Annotated in this window: 15 protein-coding genes; 7 read left to right on the top strand and 8 right to left on the bottom strand. The window is 69.4% G+C overall.

All coding sequences use genetic code 11. From position 1 onward, the window contains the following. Window positions 1-2 precede the first annotated feature (2 nt). The 3 genes from kdpC to FB473_RS11135 are packed head-to-tail and all read left to right on the top strand — an operon-like array spanning window position 3 to window position 3,861. On the top strand, window positions 3-617 hold the full coding sequence (kdpC, locus tag FB473_RS11145) for a K(+)-transporting ATPase subunit C (protein WP_167167523.1): 615 nt from the start codon (window positions 3-5) through the stop codon (window positions 615-617). 2 nt (window positions 618-619) lie between these two features. After that, window positions 620-3,163 carry a DUF4118 domain-containing protein gene (locus tag FB473_RS11140; protein ID WP_167167520.1) on the top strand — a complete coding sequence of 848 codons (2,544 nt, stop codon included), beginning with the start codon at window positions 620-622 and terminating at the stop codon, window positions 3,161-3,163. Then, window positions 3,160-3,861 carry a response regulator transcription factor gene (locus FB473_RS11135; protein ID WP_167167517.1) on the top strand — a complete coding sequence of 234 codons (702 nt, stop codon included), beginning with the start codon at window positions 3,160-3,162 and terminating at the stop codon, window positions 3,859-3,861. Before FB473_RS11140 ends, FB473_RS11135 begins: the two co-directional genes overlap by 4 nt. Before the next feature lie 19 nt (window positions 3,862-3,880). Here the strand turns inward: FB473_RS11135 and FB473_RS11130 are convergent, their stop codons facing one another. From FB473_RS11130 to FB473_RS11110, 5 genes are all read right to left on the bottom strand, one after another. Beyond that, a complete protein-coding gene (locus FB473_RS11130) occupies window positions 3,881-5,122 on the bottom strand; it encodes an NAD(P)/FAD-dependent oxidoreductase (RefSeq protein WP_167167514.1) in 1,242 nt (413 codons plus the stop codon). Further along, window positions 5,122-6,561 (bottom strand): FAD-dependent oxidoreductase, encoded by a 1,440-nt coding sequence (locus FB473_RS11125; protein WP_167167510.1) that lies wholly within the window; start codon window positions 6,559-6,561, stop codon window positions 5,122-5,124. Before FB473_RS11125 ends, FB473_RS11130 begins: the two co-directional genes overlap by 1 nt. Continuing rightward, window positions 6,554-7,987 carry an FGGY family carbohydrate kinase gene (locus tag FB473_RS11120; protein ID WP_167167508.1) on the bottom strand — a complete coding sequence of 478 codons (1,434 nt, stop codon included), beginning with the start codon at window positions 7,985-7,987 and terminating at the stop codon, window positions 6,554-6,556. The genes FB473_RS11125 and FB473_RS11120 overlap by 8 nt, the downstream gene beginning before the upstream one ends. Beyond that, the gene (locus FB473_RS11115; protein WP_208390526.1) at window positions 7,984-9,468 is read right to left on the bottom strand and encodes an amino acid permease; all 1,485 of its coding nucleotides are present in this window, start codon (window positions 9,466-9,468) and stop codon (window positions 7,984-7,986) included. Before FB473_RS11115 ends, FB473_RS11120 begins: the two co-directional genes overlap by 4 nt. 121 nt (window positions 9,469-9,589) lie before the next feature. Beyond that, on the bottom strand, window positions 9,590-10,351 hold the full coding sequence (locus tag FB473_RS11110) for a DeoR/GlpR family DNA-binding transcription regulator (RefSeq protein WP_167167505.1): 762 nt from the start codon (window positions 10,349-10,351) through the stop codon (window positions 9,590-9,592). A 221-nt stretch (window positions 10,352-10,572) separates the two neighbouring features. Here FB473_RS11110 and cmtR point away from each other — a divergent pair, with 221 nt between their 5' ends. Both cmtR and FB473_RS11100 read left to right on the top strand, forming a co-directional pair. Then, window positions 10,573-10,929, top strand: coding sequence for a Cd(II)/Pb(II)-sensing metalloregulatory transcriptional regulator CmtR (cmtR, locus tag FB473_RS11105; protein ID WP_167167503.1), 357 nt, complete (start codon window positions 10,573-10,575; stop codon window positions 10,927-10,929). Further along, complete coding sequence (locus FB473_RS11100; RefSeq protein ID WP_167167500.1) at window positions 10,926-11,585, top strand: cation efflux transmembrane domain-containing protein; 660 nt, start codon at window positions 10,926-10,928, stop codon at window positions 11,583-11,585. The genes cmtR and FB473_RS11100 overlap by 4 nt, the downstream gene beginning before the upstream one ends. 19 nt (window positions 11,586-11,604) lie before the next feature. Here FB473_RS11100 and FB473_RS11095 read toward each other — a convergent pair whose 3' ends face one another. Both FB473_RS11095 and sucB read right to left on the bottom strand, forming a co-directional pair. Beyond that, a complete protein-coding gene (locus FB473_RS11095; RefSeq protein WP_167167497.1) occupies window positions 11,605-12,387 on the bottom strand; it encodes a DUF4191 domain-containing protein in 783 nt (260 codons plus the stop codon). Between the two features lie 180 nt (window positions 12,388-12,567). Further along, complete coding sequence (gene sucB / locus FB473_RS11090; protein ID WP_167167494.1) at window positions 12,568-14,304, bottom strand: 2-oxoglutarate dehydrogenase, E2 component, dihydrolipoamide succinyltransferase; 1,737 nt, start codon at window positions 14,302-14,304, stop codon at window positions 12,568-12,570. 191 nt (window positions 14,305-14,495) lie between these two features. Between sucB and FB473_RS11085 the strand changes: the two genes are divergently transcribed. Next, complete coding sequence (locus FB473_RS11085; RefSeq protein ID WP_341770104.1) at window positions 14,496-14,822, top strand: hypothetical protein; 327 nt, start codon at window positions 14,496-14,498, stop codon at window positions 14,820-14,822. A 29-nt stretch (window positions 14,823-14,851) separates the two neighbouring features. On the opposite strand, the gene FB473_RS11080 is transcribed toward FB473_RS11085, so the two are convergent. Continuing rightward, a complete protein-coding gene (locus FB473_RS11080) occupies window positions 14,852-16,387 on the bottom strand; it encodes a leucyl aminopeptidase (RefSeq protein WP_167167491.1) in 1,536 nt (511 codons plus the stop codon). A 97-nt stretch (window positions 16,388-16,484) separates the two neighbouring features. Here FB473_RS11080 and gcvT point away from each other — a divergent pair, with 97 nt between their 5' ends. Then, complete coding sequence (gcvT, locus tag FB473_RS11075) at window positions 16,485-17,609, top strand: glycine cleavage system aminomethyltransferase GcvT (protein ID WP_167167488.1); 1,125 nt, start codon at window positions 16,485-16,487, stop codon at window positions 17,607-17,609. Window positions 17,610-17,617: the final 8 nt, after the last annotated feature.

The following is a 17,617-nucleotide window of genomic DNA, read 5'->3' as shown; positions in this document are numbered from 1 at the left end:
ACATGAACGCTCTCATTCGTCCGGTCGCCCGCACGCTTGTCGCCTCGGTGCGCGCCATGGCGGTCCTCACCGTGCTGTCGGGGATCGCCTACACGCTCGTCATCACCGGCATCGGGCAGGTGTTCCTCGGCGATCGGGCGAACGGCTCGTTCGTCGAGGACGCCACCGGCCAGGTCGTGGGCTCGAGCCTCATCGGGCAGTCCTTCGCCGATGCCGAAGGGAACCCGCTGCCGCAGTATTTCCAGCCCCGCCCATCGGCGGCCGGCGACGGCTACGACGGGGGCGCGTCCTCGGGTTCGAACCAGGGGCCGGAGAACGAGGACCTGGTCGCGGCGATCCAGGCGCGCAGGGAACAGGTGGCCGAGTTCAACGGTGTGTCGCCCGACGAAGTGCCCGCCGATGCGGTCACGGCATCGGCCTCCGGCCTGGATCCGGACATCAGCCCCGAGTACGCGCTCCTGCAGGCCGACCGGATCGCCCGTGAGCGAAGCCTGCCGGTCGATCAGGTTCGGGGGCTTGTGGAGTCGCACACCCAGGGGCGCGTCCTCGGCTTCCTCGGCGAGCCCACGGTCAACGTCCTGGAGCTTAATCTGGCTCTGGACGAGCTGGAGGGCTGATCGTGTCGGAACGGGGGAGGCTCCGAGTGCTCCTGGGGGCTGCCCCCGGCGTCGGCAAGACCTACACGATGCTCGAGGAGGGCAGGCGACTCCTCGGGGAGGGCAAGGACGTCGTGGTGGCGGTCGTCGAAACCCACGGACGCCCCGCGACGTCCGCGATGACCGACGGCCTGGAGGCCGTCGCGCGGCGGAGGACCACCCACCGCGGAATCGAGCTGATGGAGATGGACCTCGACGCGGTGCTCGCACGCGCGCCCGGCATCGCCCTGGTCGACGAACTCGCGCACACCAATGCTCCCGGCTCCCGCAACGAGAAACGCTGGCAGGATGTGCGGCTGCTGCTCGCCGCGGGCATCGACGTCATCTCGACCGTCAACATCCAGCACATCGAATCGCTCAACGACGTCGTCGAACAGATCACAGGTGTCCCGCAGCGCGAGACCATCCCCGACGAGTTCCTGCGTGCGGCAGACCAGGTGGAGGTCGTCGACCTGGCTCCCCAGGCCTTACGCGACCGGCTCGCCGGCGGTCTGATCTACCCGGCCGAGCGCATCGACGCAGCCCTGTCCAACTACTTCCGGCTGGGCAATCTCACCGCGCTGCGCGAGCTCGCTCTGCTGTGGCTCGCCGACGAGGTCGACCAAGCGCTCATCCACTACCGCGCGGAGCACGGTATCGACAGCACCTGGGAGGCTCGCGAACGCGTCGTCGTCACCCTCACCGGTGGTCCGGAGGGGGAGACCCTGATACGGCGCGGTGCCCGCATCGCGGCTCGATCCGCCGGGGGAGAGTTGCTGGCCGTGCATGTGGCCAGCCAGGACGGGCTGCGCGCAGCGAACCCGGCCGCACTCGCGCATCAGCGGGCCCTCGTCGAGGGCCTCGGTGGCAGCTATCACGAGGTGGTCGGCGACGACATCCCGAGCGCCCTCGTCGACTTCGCCAAGTCTGTGAACGCCACGCAGCTTGTCATCGGCGTCAGTCGGCGTGGGCGCTTCGTAGCCGCGCTCACAGGCCCGGATGTCGGCGCCACCGTCATCCGCGAAGCGGGCAACATCGACGTCCACATCGTCAATCACGCGGCGGCAGGGGGCCGGTTCACCCTTCCGAGGATCGGTGGGTCCCTGAGCATGAGGCGCCGCATCACCGGGTTCGGCCTCGCTGTGGCCGGTGGCCCCCTGCTGACGTGGCTTCTGCTGGCGTCACGCAGCGAGGGGGCGATCGCCAGTGACGTACTGGGCTACCAGCTCCTCGTCGTGGTCGTCGCCCTCGTCGGCGGCATCTGGCCGGCTCTGTTCGCGGCCGTGCTCTCCGGGATCACCCTCGATTTCTTCTTCATCGAGCCCTACCGCACGATCGCCGTCGCCGAGCCCGTGCACCTGTTGACGATCGGGCTCTTCGTCCTCATCGCGGTGCTGGTCAGCTTCGTCGTCGACCGGGCTGCTCGGCAGTCCAGGGCCGCCCGCCGGTCGGCGGCCGAGTCGGAACTGTTGCAGACCGTGGCCGGCAGCGTGCTACGCGGCCAGGACGCGTTGCCGGCCCTGGTCGAGCAGACCAGGGAGGCGTTCGGGCTGGACGGGGTACGCCTGCTCGCCGGTGATGCCGTGCTCGCGGCCAGCGAGACGCCGGATACCGGCGGAGCACCGGCCGCCGGTGGTGATCGCGTCACCGTCCCCGTCGGCGAGCGCGCCGTCCTCGAACTGCATGGCGCGGATCTCAAGGCATCCGAGCGTCGGCTGCTGACGGTCATCGTCGCCCAGATCGACGCCGCGCTGGAGCACAGCGACCTGGAGGAGGTCGCCAGTGAGGTCGCACCTCTCGCGGCTTCCGATCGGGTGCGCAGTGCACTGTTGTCGGCGCTCAGTCACGATCTGAGGCGACCTCTCGCCGCCGCGACGGCGGCGGTCAGCGGACTGCGTGCCGCGAAGAGTTCGCTCAGCGACGGGGACCGGGACGAACTCCTGGCGACTGCCGACGAGAGCCTGACCACGCTCGCATCGCTGGTCACGGATCTGCTCGACGTCAGCAGGCTGCAGGCCGGGGTGCTCGCGGTGCTGCCCGCGGCGGTGGACCCGGCCGACGCGATCGTCCCGGCCCTGGACGAACTGGGTCTCGGGCCAGGTCAGGTCGAGATCGACCTCGACCCGGAACTGCCGCCGGTGTCGGCCGACCCCGTGCTCCTGCAGCGCGTCATCGTCAACCTGCTGGCCAACGCGGTGAGGCACTCGCCTGCCGGCAGGAGGATCCGTATCACGACCAGCGCGTTCGCCGACACTGTCGAGATCCGCGTGGTCGACCACGGCCCCGGCGTCCCGCCGGAGCGACGCGACGACATCTTCGTCCCTTTCCAACGCCTCGGTGACACCGACAACACGACCGGCCTCGGTCTGGGCCTGGCGCTCTCGAAGGGGTTCGTCGAGGGAATGGGAGGCACCCTGCTGCCGGAGGACACCCCCGGGGGAGGGCTCACGATGGTCGTGTCCCTGCCCACCACTGCGCGGATCGGTGACAGAAAACCCGACCACGACGAGGAAGGCGGCGAACCATGAGGATTCTCATCGCCGATGACGACCCGCAGATCCTGCGGGCCCTGCGGATCACTCTCAGGGCAAAGGGATACGAGATCATCACGGCCACAGACGGGGCCAAGGCGATCGCCGCCGCGATCGACCACCGCCCGGACATCTTCCTCATCGACCTCGGTATGCCGCAACTCGACGGGATCGAGGTGATCCACGGCATCCGGGGGTGGTCGGAGGCTCCGATACTCGTCGTCTCCGGACGGTCCGGTGCGACGGACAAGGTCGAGGCGCTCGACGCGGGTGCCGATGACTACGTCACCAAGCCGTTCTCCGTGGAAGAACTCCTCGCCCGCATCCGTGCGCTCACACGGCGGCTGCCCCAGCAGGACGCGGCGCCTGTCGTGAAGCTGGGTGATGTCACCGTCGACCTTGCCTTCCAGAACGTCACCAGGACCATCGGTGACGAGGTGCACCAGGTTCGCCTCACGCCGACCGAGTGGCAGGTGCTGGAGTTGCTCATCCGCAATCCGGGACGGCTCGTCACGCGTCAGACCCTGCTCACCAGCATCTGGGGTTCCGAGCACGTCAGCGACACGGGTTACCTGCGGCTCTACGTGTCACAGTTGCGCAAGAAGCTCGAGCCCGACCCCGGCAACCCCCGCTATCTGATCACCGAGGCAGGCATGGGATATCGGCTGATCGTCGAGCCGGGGGAGGCCGGGTGACGGCTACGGGGACGCCTTCCTAGCCCAGGCTGATCCGAACCTCCTCGCCACGGCGATCGACGCCTTCGAGCACCGATGCGGGGATCCGGAAAACCCGTCCCGGAGCCGCAGGCCACGGTGTCCGGACGCGTCCGACGACTCGTCCGGCCTGGCGTGCGACCACGGTCGGGAAGCGGCGGTACTCGTTCACCCAGGCCAGGTAGCGGCCCCTCGTCGGAGCCGGGTCGCCGGGCCTCAGCAGGCCGGGCGCCATCCACCGCAGCGGTTCCTCGACGAGGAGCCCCACGCCGGGGGTCTCCTCGGTCGCGCCGGCCAGCCAGCGTTCGACGCTGCGGGCGACGTGGCGTCCGTCCAGTGCGGCGTTGTCGGCGGTGTCGACGGGGTGGAGCAGGTTCCCGGCCGCAAATATCCCCGGCTGCCCGGTCCGCAGCGCGGTGTCCACCCGTGGCGCCAGCGAGGCGGGCTCCAGCTCCAGGCCGAGGTCCACCGCCAGCTCGTGGTCGGGTATCCAATCGGCGGTGAACACCACGCCGTCGCAGGCGACCACCCGTCTGCGTCCGCTGAGGTGATCGAGCACCTCGACCCCCTCGACCTGCCCCTTGCCGATGACGCGTTCCACGGTGGTGTCGGTGGCGACCGGAACCCCGAAGGCCACCCGGCCGGCCAGCGCCACGGCGGCGTAGGTTTCCGGCGCCGGGCGGCTGGAGGTCATCAGGACGGCCCTGGCACCCGCATGACGCAGGGTCAGCACCGCTGACCAGCTCACCAACTCGGCGCCGACGACCACGATCCGTTTCCCGATCTCGCGATGGTGCAGGTGCACCCTGTTCTGCAGTTCCCCGGTGGTGTAGACCCCGCGCGGGCGATCGCCCGGGATGCGCCGGGCTGCGCGGGGGCGCTCGCGTGCGCCGGTCGCGAGCACCACCGCGTCGGCCTCCACCGTGACCACGCCACGTGGCGAGGTCACCTCGAGACTCCGCCCGTCGATTCCCGTGACCATCGCCGAGGTCCAGGCCGTCGCGCCAGCGGAAAGCGCTTCCCTGGCCAACTGGCGCGCATAGGCCGGCCCAGTCATCACCCGGCGCAGGTCACGCACCCCGTAGCCCCAGTGGTTGGCGTGACGCGGGATCCCGCCGAGGTCGGATTCGCGTTCGAGCACCAGCACCTCGCCTGATCCGGCCAGTTCGCGCGCGGCTGTGAGGCCCGCCGGCCCCCCGCCGATGATCGCGACCCGCGTGCTGTGAGTGGTCCGCCCTGGCATCACTTGCCTCCGTCCAGCAGTTCATCGACATGTGCGCCGCAGAAGAACCCCTGGCACCGCCCGTTGGTCGCGCGGGTGCGGCGCGCCAGGCCCCCGCGGTCGCACGGGGGAACGGGTGAGGCCAGCGCGTCGCGAATCTCGCCCCTGGTCACCCTCTCGCAGAAGCACACGATCTCTCCGTAGGCCGGATCGGCGGCCACCTTCGCGGGGTCGGCGTACGGACGCACACCCGCCTGCCCGATGTAGGGCATGTGGGGCGGTTCCGGCAGCTCGCCGGGCTCCACCGCGACGAGTCCCAGCCCGGCTCCGGCGAGCAGTCCGGCCGCGTGCCTGGCCAGTGCCATGGACGAGGTCAACCCGGTCGATCGTATGCCGCCCAGGCAGAGGTAACGCTTGTCCGCGTCCACCTCGACGACGTAGTCGGAATGCTCGGTGGCCGCCCGCAGGCCGGCGTAGGTGGCCGTCACCTCGCGTCCGGGCAACTCGGGCATGATCATCGCGCCCTTGTCGAGCAGCATCGCGAACCCGGCGGCCGACGTCGAGGTGTCGGTGCGGTCTTCGAGATCCTCGGCGGTCGGGCCCAGCATCACGTTGCCGTAGATCGTCGGCGAGATCAGCACGCCCTTGCCTCTCGACGTCGGGACGGGCAGCAGGATCTCCGAGACCATCGTCCGAGTGAGCTTGTCGAAGACGAACAGTTCCCCGCGCCGGGGGGTGACCGTGAACCGGTCGAACCCGAAGGCGCGATCGATGTGATCACTGCCGAGACCGGCGGCGTTGACCACCCAGCGGGCGCGGACCGGCCCGGCCGGTGTCTGCAGGGTCGTCACCTCGGGACCCACGTCCACGGCCGTCACCGGACGGCCGAGCAGCAACTCGGCCCCACGGGACTTCGCCTCGGTGGCATAGGCCAGGGTCGTCGTCCAGGGACAGATGATCGACTCGCCGGGCACCACCAGGCCGCCTAGGGCACCGGGCCCGAGGTGCGGCTCACGCTCGTAGACCTCGTCGGCGTTGATCAGGTACGTCTGGTCGTACCCGTTGGCCGCGGCCTTGTCGCGCAGCCCGGGCAGTGCCTCGAACTGCTCGGAGTTCCAGGCGACCAGCAGGGCACCGGTTCGTTCGATCGGGATACCGACCTTCTCGCCGTAGGCGCCCAGCATCTCGTAGCCCTCGTGCACCAGCCGTGCTTCCAGGCTGCCGGGCTTGGCGTCGAATCCGGTGTGCAGGATGGCGGTGTTCGCCTTCGAGGTCACATCACCGACGTCCTGGCGGGCATCCATCAGCGCCACGGTGAGCCGATGACCCGACAGTTCCCGGGCCACTGCGGAGCCGACCACCCCCGCTCCGATGACCACCACGTCGAAGAGCGGGGTTCCGGCGCCGCCGGGCGCCGATCCGTTCTCGGCAGGTTCGACCGTTGATTGGGACTCAACCACCGATGTTCACTTCCTCCAGGTTCCTTTCGGCCAATCGTCGCCAGCGCGAGCGGAAGCCCGCGGCCTGGTCGGCGCTCCATCGCGGCAGATAGCTGCCGCTCGGGTCGCCCGCGCCCACCACGTCGGCGGGTGCGAGCTCCGGTTGTGTCGCGAGCCGGCCCATGGCTGCCGCGCCCAGCGCGGTGGCATGCGGGGACGCATACACCTCGATGGGAATCTGGCAGAGGTCGGCGGTCGCCTGCATCAACTCACGACTGCGCGTCAGGCCACCGTCCACACGCAGGACGCTGAGAGGCTCGCCGAGGTCGTGCTCGACCACCTCCGCCAGCTCGGCGATCTGCGCGGCGATGCCCTGCAGAACGGCCGCGACCAGGTTCCCACGGGTGGTCGCCAGACCGATCCCGGCGAAGCTCGCCCGGGCATCGCCCCGCCACCAGGGCGCGGCCAACCCCGCCAGTGCGGGTACGCACACCGCGTCACCGGCTCCGTCCGCGGCCAGGGGGTCGAGGTGCGCCGGTCCGTCGATCAGCCCGATGTCGGTGAGCCAGCGCACCGCCGAGGCGACCGTGAACACCTGCCCGTCCAGGCAGTAATCACTGGCGCCGCGGAGCGTCCACGCCACCGAGGTGGTCAGGCCGTTTCGTGAGCGCGGGGCCGCCCGGCCGGTGTTGACCAGCAGGAAGGCGCCGGTCCCGAACGTGCACTTGGCCTGTCCCGGTGCCAGGCATCCCTGGGCGAACAAGGCTGCCTGCTGATCGACCACCTGGCCGCCGACGACGAGCTCGTCCCCGAACAACCCGGTGGTGCCCAGCGGCTCGTCACAGGCGACGATCCGGGGCAGGGGCTCTGCGGCCAGCCCGAAGACGTCCAGCAGTTCGGCGTCCCATTCCCTGCGGTCGAGGTCGAGCACCAGGGATCGCGAGGCCGTGGTGACATCGGTGACGAACTCCCCGGTCAGCTGGTGCAGCAACCAGGAGTCCGTCGTCGTGACCACGCCGCTGGTGGTCACGTTGCGTCGTAGCCAGGCCATCTTGGGCGCCGAGAAGTAGGCCTCCAGCGCCAACCCGGTCCGCGATTCCACCAGGTCGCGCCGATCCGCCAGCTCCTGGCAGATCCCGGCGGCCCGTCCGTCCTGCCAGACCACGGCCTGGCTGAGGGGACGACCCGTCGCCGGGTCCCAGGCCAGCACCGTCTCACCCTGGTTGGCCAGGGAGACGACCTCGGCCGGCCGGCCGGCGGCCGCAAGGGCACGCCGGCCGGCCTCTACGACGGAGTCGAGCAGGGCCTGGGGATCCTGCTCGACCCCGCCGTCGGCGAGGTACACGGGGTGAACGGGGACCTCGGCCAGACCGAGGACGCCCTGATCGGGATCGACCACGATCGCTTTCGTGCCCGAGGTGCCCTGATCGATGGCGAGAACCGTCATAGCGCGTCCACGCCCGAGCCCACTTCGGCAACCAGCTTGTCGCGGCGTGTGAACCACAGGATGGCGAAGACCACCGCGCCGACCACCAGCGTCCCGATGGCGTAGTACTGGGCGATCCGGAAGTCCGCGGGGAAGATCAGGATGGACAGCTCGACCAGCAGCCAGACGCAGGCGCCGATGACCACGGGCCATTCCCATTTGCCCAGCGAGAAGTCGTCGGGATGATGGGTGAACTTGTGCCGCGTGGTGATGTAGAGCACCACCGTCGCCGAGTACAGGATCGCGGGCATCAGCGTCCCGGCCCCCAGGAAGCCGGTCAGGGCGTCGCTGTTGGCGTAGAAGCCGAGGGTGATGAGGATCGGAACGGCGGCTGCCAGGACCGCGGCCCACACCGGGCCGCCCGTTGCGCGCGGCACCTTGGCGAAGGTCTCGGCGAACGGTACCCGGCCGTCGCGGGCCATCGCCCAGATCAGCCGGCTGTTGGAGGTCATGATCACCAGGCCGCAGGCGAAGATCGCGACACACACCACGACCAGCAGGATCACCTCGAGGGTGTGGCCCACGGTCCGTCCGATGATATCGGCCACCGGCGAGGTGGACGCGCTGATCGCCTCGACGTCGTCACCCATACCGGCCGAGATCGCCATCAGGAACAGCGTGCCGACGATCCCGGAGATCATGACCGAGCGCACCATGGCCCGCGGGATCACCTTCTTGGGGTTCTTGGTCTCCTCCGACAGGTTCGCCGACGACTCCCAGCCGACCAGGGTGTAGGCCCCCAGGAGGAAAGCCATCATGAAGGGCCCGAGCCAGCCGAGATAGCCCTCCGAGGGGGCGACGCCCGATGACGTCCAGTTCCCGATGTCGCCTCCGCCGTTGATCAGCACGGCTGCGGTGATCAGGATGGTGAGCCCGATCATGGCGGTGAGCTCGGCGCCCACGGCGACGTTGTTGATCTTGGTCAGGATCGGCGTCGACCAGATGATCAGCGCGGCCTGCAGGACCATCACGATAGCGGTGGTGATGGCGCCCCTCAGGGGGTCGTATTCCCAGCCGAGAAGGGGGAACAGGGCCACCTGGGAGAAGGCGTAGTCGACCGAGATGGTGACGCTGGTGAGGAAGGCGAACGACACCCATCCGAACCACCAGCCCACGGTCGGGTTGGCCAGACGGCTGGCCCACTGGTAGGAGAATCCGGAGAGCGGGATCCGGCTGGCGAGCATGCCGTACACGAGGGCGACCAGGATGGTGCCGACGGTCGCGATCGGCCACGTCCAGATGCCTGCCGGGCCGGACGAGTTGAGCACCACCCCGAAGGTGGAGAACAAGCCGGTCGTGATGGAGATGAACGAGAAAGCCACGGCGAAGGACTCGAAATGGCCCAGGGTGCGTTTGAACTGTTGGGCGTAGCCGGCGTTCGCGATGTGCGCGTCGGCGTCATCACCGCTTGTTTGTTTCGATTGTGTGACAGGATTGGACACGGAAGCTCCTTGTGACCTTGGGAGAGGGAGTGGGGACTTGCCGGTCGGGTGACGTTCCTAGGCGTCACCCGATCTTCGTTTCCGGTGCGACCGCCGCGTACTGGGCGGATCAGCGGATGGATCAGGGAGAGACGATGGCACCTCCCCTCCGGCGTATCGCTCGCTCCAGTTCGGGATCGGGGACGCGGTCGGTGATCAGGCCGAGTTCGCATCCCAGTGGGGCCACCGCGTAGGGGGCCACCACACCGAATTTCGAGGAGTCGGCGAGGACGAAGGCCTGTCGCGCGCTGCGCAGCATCTGCTGGCGTGTGGCCACCTCGTCGAGATAGAAGTCGGTGAGTCCTTCCTCGGCCGACACCCCGCCCGAACTCACGAACGCGACGTCGGCGTGAAGCTGCGCGAAGAACTCCACCGAGAAGGCGTTCGACAGGGCCAGATCGCCGCCGCGAACTCGTCCACCGCACACCAGCACTTCGATGTCGTGGCGTTCGGCGAGTTCTCCGGCGATGAGCAGGGAGTTGGTCGCCACGACCCCCCGGAAGCCCGGTGCCATGGCGCGGGCGACCTCCATCGCAGTGGTTCCGAGGTCGAGGATCACCATCTGCCCGTCCTCCAGCAGGTCGGCCGCCAATCGCCCGATGGCTTCCTTTGCCGGTCGGTTCAACAGTTGGCGCTCCTCGATGAGCGGCTCGCCGTTGGTGATGGTGGTGGACGCGGCACCCCCGCGTACGCGGCGGAGTGCGCCCTGATCGTCGAGGGTGCGGATGTCTCTCCGGATGGTCTCGGGCGACACCTGGAGTTCGGAGGCAAGGGCCTCGGTGCTGGCGATCCGTCGCTCGGCGACTGCCTGGAGGATCCGTGCCTGCCGTTCAGTCGCGAGCATGACTATTTTTGACTGAAGTTGTTGATTCTTGCCTGAACATGCCTGGAGTCTATGTTTTCGTTCCGGTCTGCGTACATAGGGCGTGTGTTACAAGTTCGTGAGCATTCGTCACGGGTTCGTGAACTACCGGTTCGAGCGAGCCGATCGGCCTGCTCTCGTGGGACACGGTTCACGTGATGACCTTCGGATCAGTAGGTCAGGGATGACTGTATAGTCAGCGCATGCTGACCATAGCTTCACGATTGGACGCGATGAACCGCCTCGGCAGGGCGATGGCCGATCCGACCCGCTCGCGCATCCTGCTGAGCCTTCTGGACGGCCCGGGCTACCCGGCCGAGCTGGCCCGCGGGCTCGGGTTGACGCGCACGAACGTGTCCAACCATCTTGCCTGTCTGCGTGGATGCGGGATCGTGGTCGCCGAGCCGGAGGGGCGCAAGACCAGGTACGAGATCGCCGATCACCGCCTCGCGGCCGCACTGAGCGATCTGCTGGACGTCACCTTGACCGTGGACGAATCGGTGCCCTGCCTCGACCCGGGGTGCGGCCTGGAGACACAACTCGCTGAGGAGACCCGATGAGCAACGACGTGCTGACCGACGAGCGCCGGGCCCGTCTGAACCGGCGGGTGAAGCTCATCGTGGCCTTCACCATCAGCTGGAACGTGATCGAGGCCGTGGTGGCGATCGGTGCCGGAGCGGTGGCCTCGTCCGCGGCGCTGATCGGGTTCGGCCTCGACTCGGTGATCGAGGTCGCCTCCGCCGTCGCGGTGGCCTGGCAGTTCACCCGCAAGGACCCGGAACGCTGGGAGAAGGCCGCGGTCAAGGCGATCAGCATCGCCTTCTTCGCCCTCGCCGCCTACGTGACGATCGACGCCGTCGCGGCCCTGTCCGGGGTGGGGGAGGTCGACCACAGCCCGGTCGGGATCGCGATAGCCACCCTGAGCCTGATCGTGATGCCCGGGTTGGCATGGTTCGAGTTCCGCACCGGGAGCGAACTGGGCTCCGCGAGCGTGCGAGCCGACTCGAAGCAGTTGCTCCTGTGCTCCTACCTGTCGGGCACCGTATTGATCGGCCTGCTCCTCAACAGCCTCTTCGGCTGGATGTGGGCCGACTCGGTCGCGGCGCTCGTGGTGGCCGTACTGGCCGTCCGGGAAGGTGTCGAGGCCTGGCGTGAAGGCCTGGAGTCGCCGTTCGAGGTGCTCGAATCGCTGGACGACGACACCGACGAGCGCTGAGCGCGTCCGCTGCGGGGCCTCAGCGGCCCCGCAGGGCGCGGCGCGAGCCCTTGGCGTTCGTGGGCAGGGGGCCCTTCGGCAGAGGAACGGCGGACTTCATGGAGTCGAGTGCCTTGAGCCGCGACTTCACCTCTTCCACCTGCACGGTGTCGAGGGCCTTCGGCAGCTTCTCGATGTACTTGGTCAGCTTCTCCATCGGCACCTGATCAGGGCCGTCACCCATGATGACGGTCTGGACGTCGACGCCGTAGAGCACCTGCTGGTGACGGCGCACCTCGGTGGCCATCAGCGGCTTGAGGCGTCCGGGGTCGCCGTCGCCCACGAGCACCAGGCCGCCCTCGCCGACAACGCGATGGATGACGTCCTGCCGCTTCGTGAACGCGATGACCGGCTGGCTCGTCCACTTCTTCTTGTTGAGCATCGACAGGGGAACCTCGCCCGAGCCGGGTTGCCCCTTGTAGCGCAGGTAGGTGGCCTTCTTCGTCCGCCAGGTGAGGATGTAGAGGGACGCGGTGACCCCCGACAGGAGCCCGAGGACCAGACCCCATATCCAGGTGAAGGAGCCAGGGCTGCCCAGGACGAGCCCGAGGACCAGCCCGATGACGACACCGGCCGCGATGACGACGATGATCCACCACTTGAGCTGGGGATCGACCTGGCTCGTCAGGCGAAAGCTCTCCCTGATCTGCCGGAAGGTACCCCAGTCACGGGGGTTGTCAGAGTTGCGCTTCTTCTCGCGCAGGGCCTTGGCCTCGGCCTTCTGCTTGGCCTCCAGCTCCTTCGCCCGCTCGCTCCTCGCCATGTTGCCTGCTCGCCCTCGTCCAACGATCGTGTGGGACGCCCGTGCGGCGTCCGGCCACCCATGCTAGCTGGCGGCACCCGGCCGGCGCCATTGCACCGTCCGCCCTTGCGGTCGCCGCGTCGTCGAAGGACCCCGCGGCCCATGGGCTCGCGGGGTCCTTCGATCGGGAGTGTGGGGTGATCAGAGGCCGAACTCGCCGCCGAAGGCGCCCTCTTCCAGACGGGCCTTGACGGCCGACAGGAACCTGGCCGCCAGGGCCCCGTCGACGAGACGGTGGTCGTAGGTCAGCGAGAGGTACATCATGTCGCGGATCGCGATGGTGTCGTTGCCGAACTGATCGGGGACGACGACCGGGCGCTTCACGAGGGCCCCGGTGCCGAGGATGCCGACATTGGGCTGGTTGATGACCGGGGTGTCGAACAGGGTGCCCGCCGATCCGTAGTTCGTGATCGTGAAGGTCGCACCGGACAGTTCGTCGGGCCCGAGCTTGTTGTCGCGCCCGCGGGCGGCGAGGTCGGAGATCTGCTTGGCGATGCCGCCGACGTTCAGGTCACCCGCGTTCTTGATGACCGGGACGACCAGGCCCCGCTCCGTGTCGACCGCGATGCCCAGATGCTCGGCACCGTGGTAGGTGACGGTGCCCGCCTCGGTGTCGATGGAGGCGTTGATCTGCGGGAACGCCTTCAGTGCCTCGACCGTGGCCTTCGAGATGAAGGCCAGGTAGGTCAGGCCGGTGCCCTCGCGCTTGCGGAAGTCGTTCTTCACCTTGTTGCGCAGTTGGCTGACCGCGGTGAGATCGACCTCGACCGTGGCCGTGAGCTGAGCGGCGGTCTGCAGCGACTCGACCATGCGGGACGCGATGATCTTGCGCAGGCGGCTGAGCTTCTCGGTGGTGCCACGCTTGCCCGATGTGTCGGGTGCGGGAACCGAAGCCGCCGAAGCGGCCGGAGCACTCGCGGGAGCAAGAGCGGGTGCCGGGGCGGCGGCGGGCGCGGCCTCGGCGGCCTTCTTGGCCTCGGCCGCGGCGACGACATCCTGCTTGCGGATGCGTCCGCCAACACCCGTGCCCTGCACCGAGGCCAGGTCGATGCCGTAGTCGGTGGCCATCTTGCGCACCAACGGGGTGACGTAGGGGCCGGGCTCGTCGCTGGTCGCACGCGGGGCGACGGCGGGTGTGGCAGGTGCCGGTGCGGCCGGGGCTGCGGCGACGGGAGCAGGTGCCGGTGCGGCAACCGGAGCGGGTGCGGGGGCGGCGGCCACCGGCGCAGGAGCCGGAGCGGGCGCCGCAGGTGCGGGTGCCGGGGCGGCGGCAGGGGCCGCGTCGGGCGAGCCCACCAGGCCGAGCACGGAGCCGACCTGGGCGACGTCGTCCTCGTGGACGCGGATCTCGAGCAGGACGCCGGATGCCGGGGAGGGGATCTCGGTGTCGACCTTGTCGGTGCTGACCTCGAGCAGCGGCTCGTCGGTCTCGACGCGCTCGCCGACGTCCTTCAGCCAGCGGGAGACGGTTCCTTCGGTGACGCTCTCGCCCAGCGCGGGCAGGATCACCTCGGTGGCGCTCGAAGCGGCCGGGGCAGCGGGCGCCGGGGCGGGGGCCACAGGGGCGTGGACGGCAACCGGCGCGGGAGCAGGCTCCGGTGCCGGCGCGGCGGGGGCCGGTGCCGGGGCGGAGGTCTCGTTGGGGTCACCGACCAGGCCGAGCACGGAGTCGACCTGGGCGACGTCGTCCTCGTGGACGCGGATCTCGAGCAGGACGCCGGATGCCGGGGAGGGGATCTCGGTGTCGACCTTGTCGGTGCTGACCTCGAGCAGCGGCTCGTCGACTTCGACGTGCTCGCCCACTTGCTTGAGCCAGCGAGAGACGGTTCCTTCAGTGACGCTCTCGCCCAGTACAGGCAACGTGACTTCAGTCGACATGGGTTGGGCTCTCCTTCGAAATGCCAGCCGGTAACGATGGTCAGCCTAGCCCGAATGCTCGTGATGTGCCCCTGCGTTGGCCGCCCCCGACCGTATTTGTTCGCCCTTGGCGGAGGAAGCGCAACCAGATGTGCGCCGGTGTTCCGGGATCGGCCCCGGGCCGGCGGCGGGGCCCGGGCAATAATGGTGAGGTGAACGCACTAGGGCGCTTCTTCCGGCGCGCGCAGCGCAGGGCCGCCACGGCCCGGGCAGACCAGGAGGTGGGCGACGACACCAGGGACTACCTGATGTCGTTCATCGCCAGTCGCCGGGGAGTGGAGGCATGGGTCGAGCCGCCCACGAGCTTCAACCGTCCCTCGCTGCTGCTCGTCGCCCACGACGGGGAATGGGTGCGGCGTGGCGTCCCGTCATCGGACTGGGCCTACGACTTCTGTGCCAAGCAGGGCATCCCGGTCTATCAGGGAGGTGTCGTGCCCTATCCCCAGCGCAAACGCGACTGGGACGCCCGGCATCGCTGAACCTCGCCGGGGCACCCGCGCCCGGCGCTTCAGTGCGACATCGCCTCGGCCAGTGCGACCAGCGTGCGTACCCCCATGCCGGTGGCCTGCGCGGGAACGTAGTCGTGCGGGGCGTCCCGGTTCCACGCCGGTCCGGCGACGTCGAGATGAGCCCAGGCGGTGCCCTCGGCGACGAAGTGCTGCAGGAACGCCCCTGCGTAGGTCGCACCCCCGAACCGGTCACGCTTCGATCGCAGGTCGGCGACCTCGGAGGTCAGGAGGCTGCGCGTGTGGCGAGTGATCGGCAGTTGCCAGAACTCTTCCCCGGCGGCCTCGGCGGCGTCCAGCAGGCGATCCGCGGTGGCGTCGTCGCTGGCCATCAACCCTCCGATGCGGGTGCCGAGCGCCACGACGCAGGCTCCTGTGAGGGTCGCGATGTCGACGACCAGGTCGGGGGAGTCCTCGTTGGCGCGGGCCAGGGCGTCGGCCAGGACGATGCGTCCCTCGCAGTCGGAGTCGGCGTTCTCGACCGTGGTGCCGTCGTACATCGTGATGACGTCCCCGGGACGATAGGCGCTGCCCGAGATCATCGACTCCGCCAGTGGGGCGTAGGTGGTCACGTGAACGGGCAGCCCGAGGTCGGCGATGGTCCGGGTGGCGGCGATCACGGCGGCTGCCCCGGCCATGTCGTGCTTCATCGTGAACAGGCTCTCGGCGCCCTTGAGGTTGTAGCCGCCCGAGTCGTAGGTGATGCCCTTGCCCACGAGGGCGAGGTGCTGGTGGGCTCCCCGGGGGTGGTAGTCGAGACGCACCAGCCTGGGCGGGCGTACCGAGCCGCCGCCGACGGCCAGGACGCCGCCGAAGCCCGCCTTGTCGAGTGCCTTCTCGTCCAGCACCTCGACGTCGATGCGGGCGTCCTTGAGCCAGTATCGGGTCTGATCGGCCAGTTCTCCCGGGCCGAGCAGGTTAGGCGGGAGGTCGGCCCAATCCCGGGCGACGCAGACCGCCTCCGCGCAGACCCGCCCGGCGTCCAGTGCCTGTTGCCCGGAGCGGGCGCCGCCGATGACCGACACGGATTCGATGCGCGGGGCCGCCGGTTCGCGGGTGAGCTTCCGGAAGGTGTGAGTCGCGAGCAGTGATCCCTCGGCGACCGCGCGCAGCAGGGTGTCGGTCGTCGCCTCGAGGCTGATCGCGACACGGTGGGGCGTGGGCGAGTCGATCTGCGAAATGCGCCGGACGCCGATCCCTGCGGCCCTGCGCAGGTCCTCCGGGGCGAGGTCGACGTCGTCCCCGAGACCCACCACCACCACGCGGACGCCAGGAAGCGTGAGCAGTGCGACGACGTCCAGGTCGGCCCGGGCTCCCTGGTCGAGCAACTGGGAGAGCAGCGGGCCGCCGTTGCGCGAGGCCTCCCGTTCGACTTCGGGTGGGGCACCGACGAGCGTCGCCCGGCCGCGTGGGTTGATCATCCCGATGACCACGTCGGTCGCCTTGCCGATCGACCGGGTGAGTTCGATGGCGGGAAGCCGGACCCTGCTCGGATCGAAACGCGAGGGATCGAACAGGGGCTGCTGCTGCGTCGCCATGGTTGCCTTCCAGTTGATTGCCTACTCGGAGTGCTGGTCCAGTATGGTCAGGGTAGCCCGTCGGGCACGGGATCGCCGTTCGGTCGGAGGTGCAGGGATGAGCGAGGGTACGCACGGCGCTGCCGGTGAACCGGTGGGGCTGCACGTCTCGCCCCTGCACGAGTGGCACGAGGCCCACGGAGCGAAGCTCGCCGAGTTCGGCGGTTGGTCGATGCCGATCGAGTACGCCGGTGCCGGTGTGCTCGCCGAGCACGCGGCAGTGCGCGAGCGCGTCGGGCTGTTCGACGTGTCCCATCTGGGCAAGCTGCTCGTCACCGGACCGGGCGCCAAGGACCATCTCGATCGTCTGCTGACCGGTGACCTGGGGCGGATCGGCGCCGGGCGTGCGCAGTACACCCTCCTGTGCAACGAGCGGGGCGGGGTGACCGACGACCTCATCGCCTACGTCTCGGGCGACGAACGCGTCCTGCTCGTCCCGAACGCGGCGAACGCCGCGCAGGTCGCCGCCGTCGTCGCCGCGACGGCGCCCGTGGGCGTCGAGGTGCGCGACCTGCACCATGACCGGGCGGTGATCGCCGTGCAGGGCCCGTCCTGTGACGATCTGCTGGCGGCGGCCGGGTTGCCTGCGGACCTCGGCTACATGGCATTCCGCTCGCTCGGCGAGGACGCGACGATCTGCCGCACCGGATACACCGGTGAGCGTGGCATCGAGCTCGTCGTCCCCGCCTCCGAGGCGTCGGTGTGGTGGCAGCGCCTGTTGGAGGCCGGCGAGGGCCTGGGCGTCCATGCCTGCGGGCTCGGGGCGCGGGACACGTTGCGCACCGAGATGGGTTATCCGCTGCACGGCAACGACATCACCGCCGGCATCGACCCGGTCGAGGCCGGTCTGTCGTGGGCGATCGGCTGGGGCAAACCCGCCTTCATGGGCCGGGACGCGCTGCTCGCGATCCGTGCCGCCGGTCCCGCCCGCCGCGCGCGGGGGTTGCGGTCATTGGGACGCGGCATCCCCCGGCACGGTATGGAGGTCGTGGACGCGTCCGGCGAGACGGTGATCGGCACGGTGACGTCCGGAACCTTCTCGCCCACCCTGCGCTACGGCATCGGCCTGGCGCTGGTGGACGCGAACCAGGCGCCCGGAGACGTCGTCGGTGTTCGCGTCCGCAACCGGGTCGAGTCGTTCGAGCTGGTCAAGCCGCCTTTCGTGCCGTCGCACGTGCGCTGAACGCCCGG

It is taken from the genome of Brooklawnia cerclae (genome assembly GCF_011758645.1).
Lineage (GTDB): Bacteria > Actinomycetota > Actinomycetes > Propionibacteriales > Propionibacteriaceae > Brooklawnia > Brooklawnia cerclae.
Note: the sequence above shows the minus strand (reverse complement) of the source record. Positions and strands in the feature narration are given on the sequence as shown.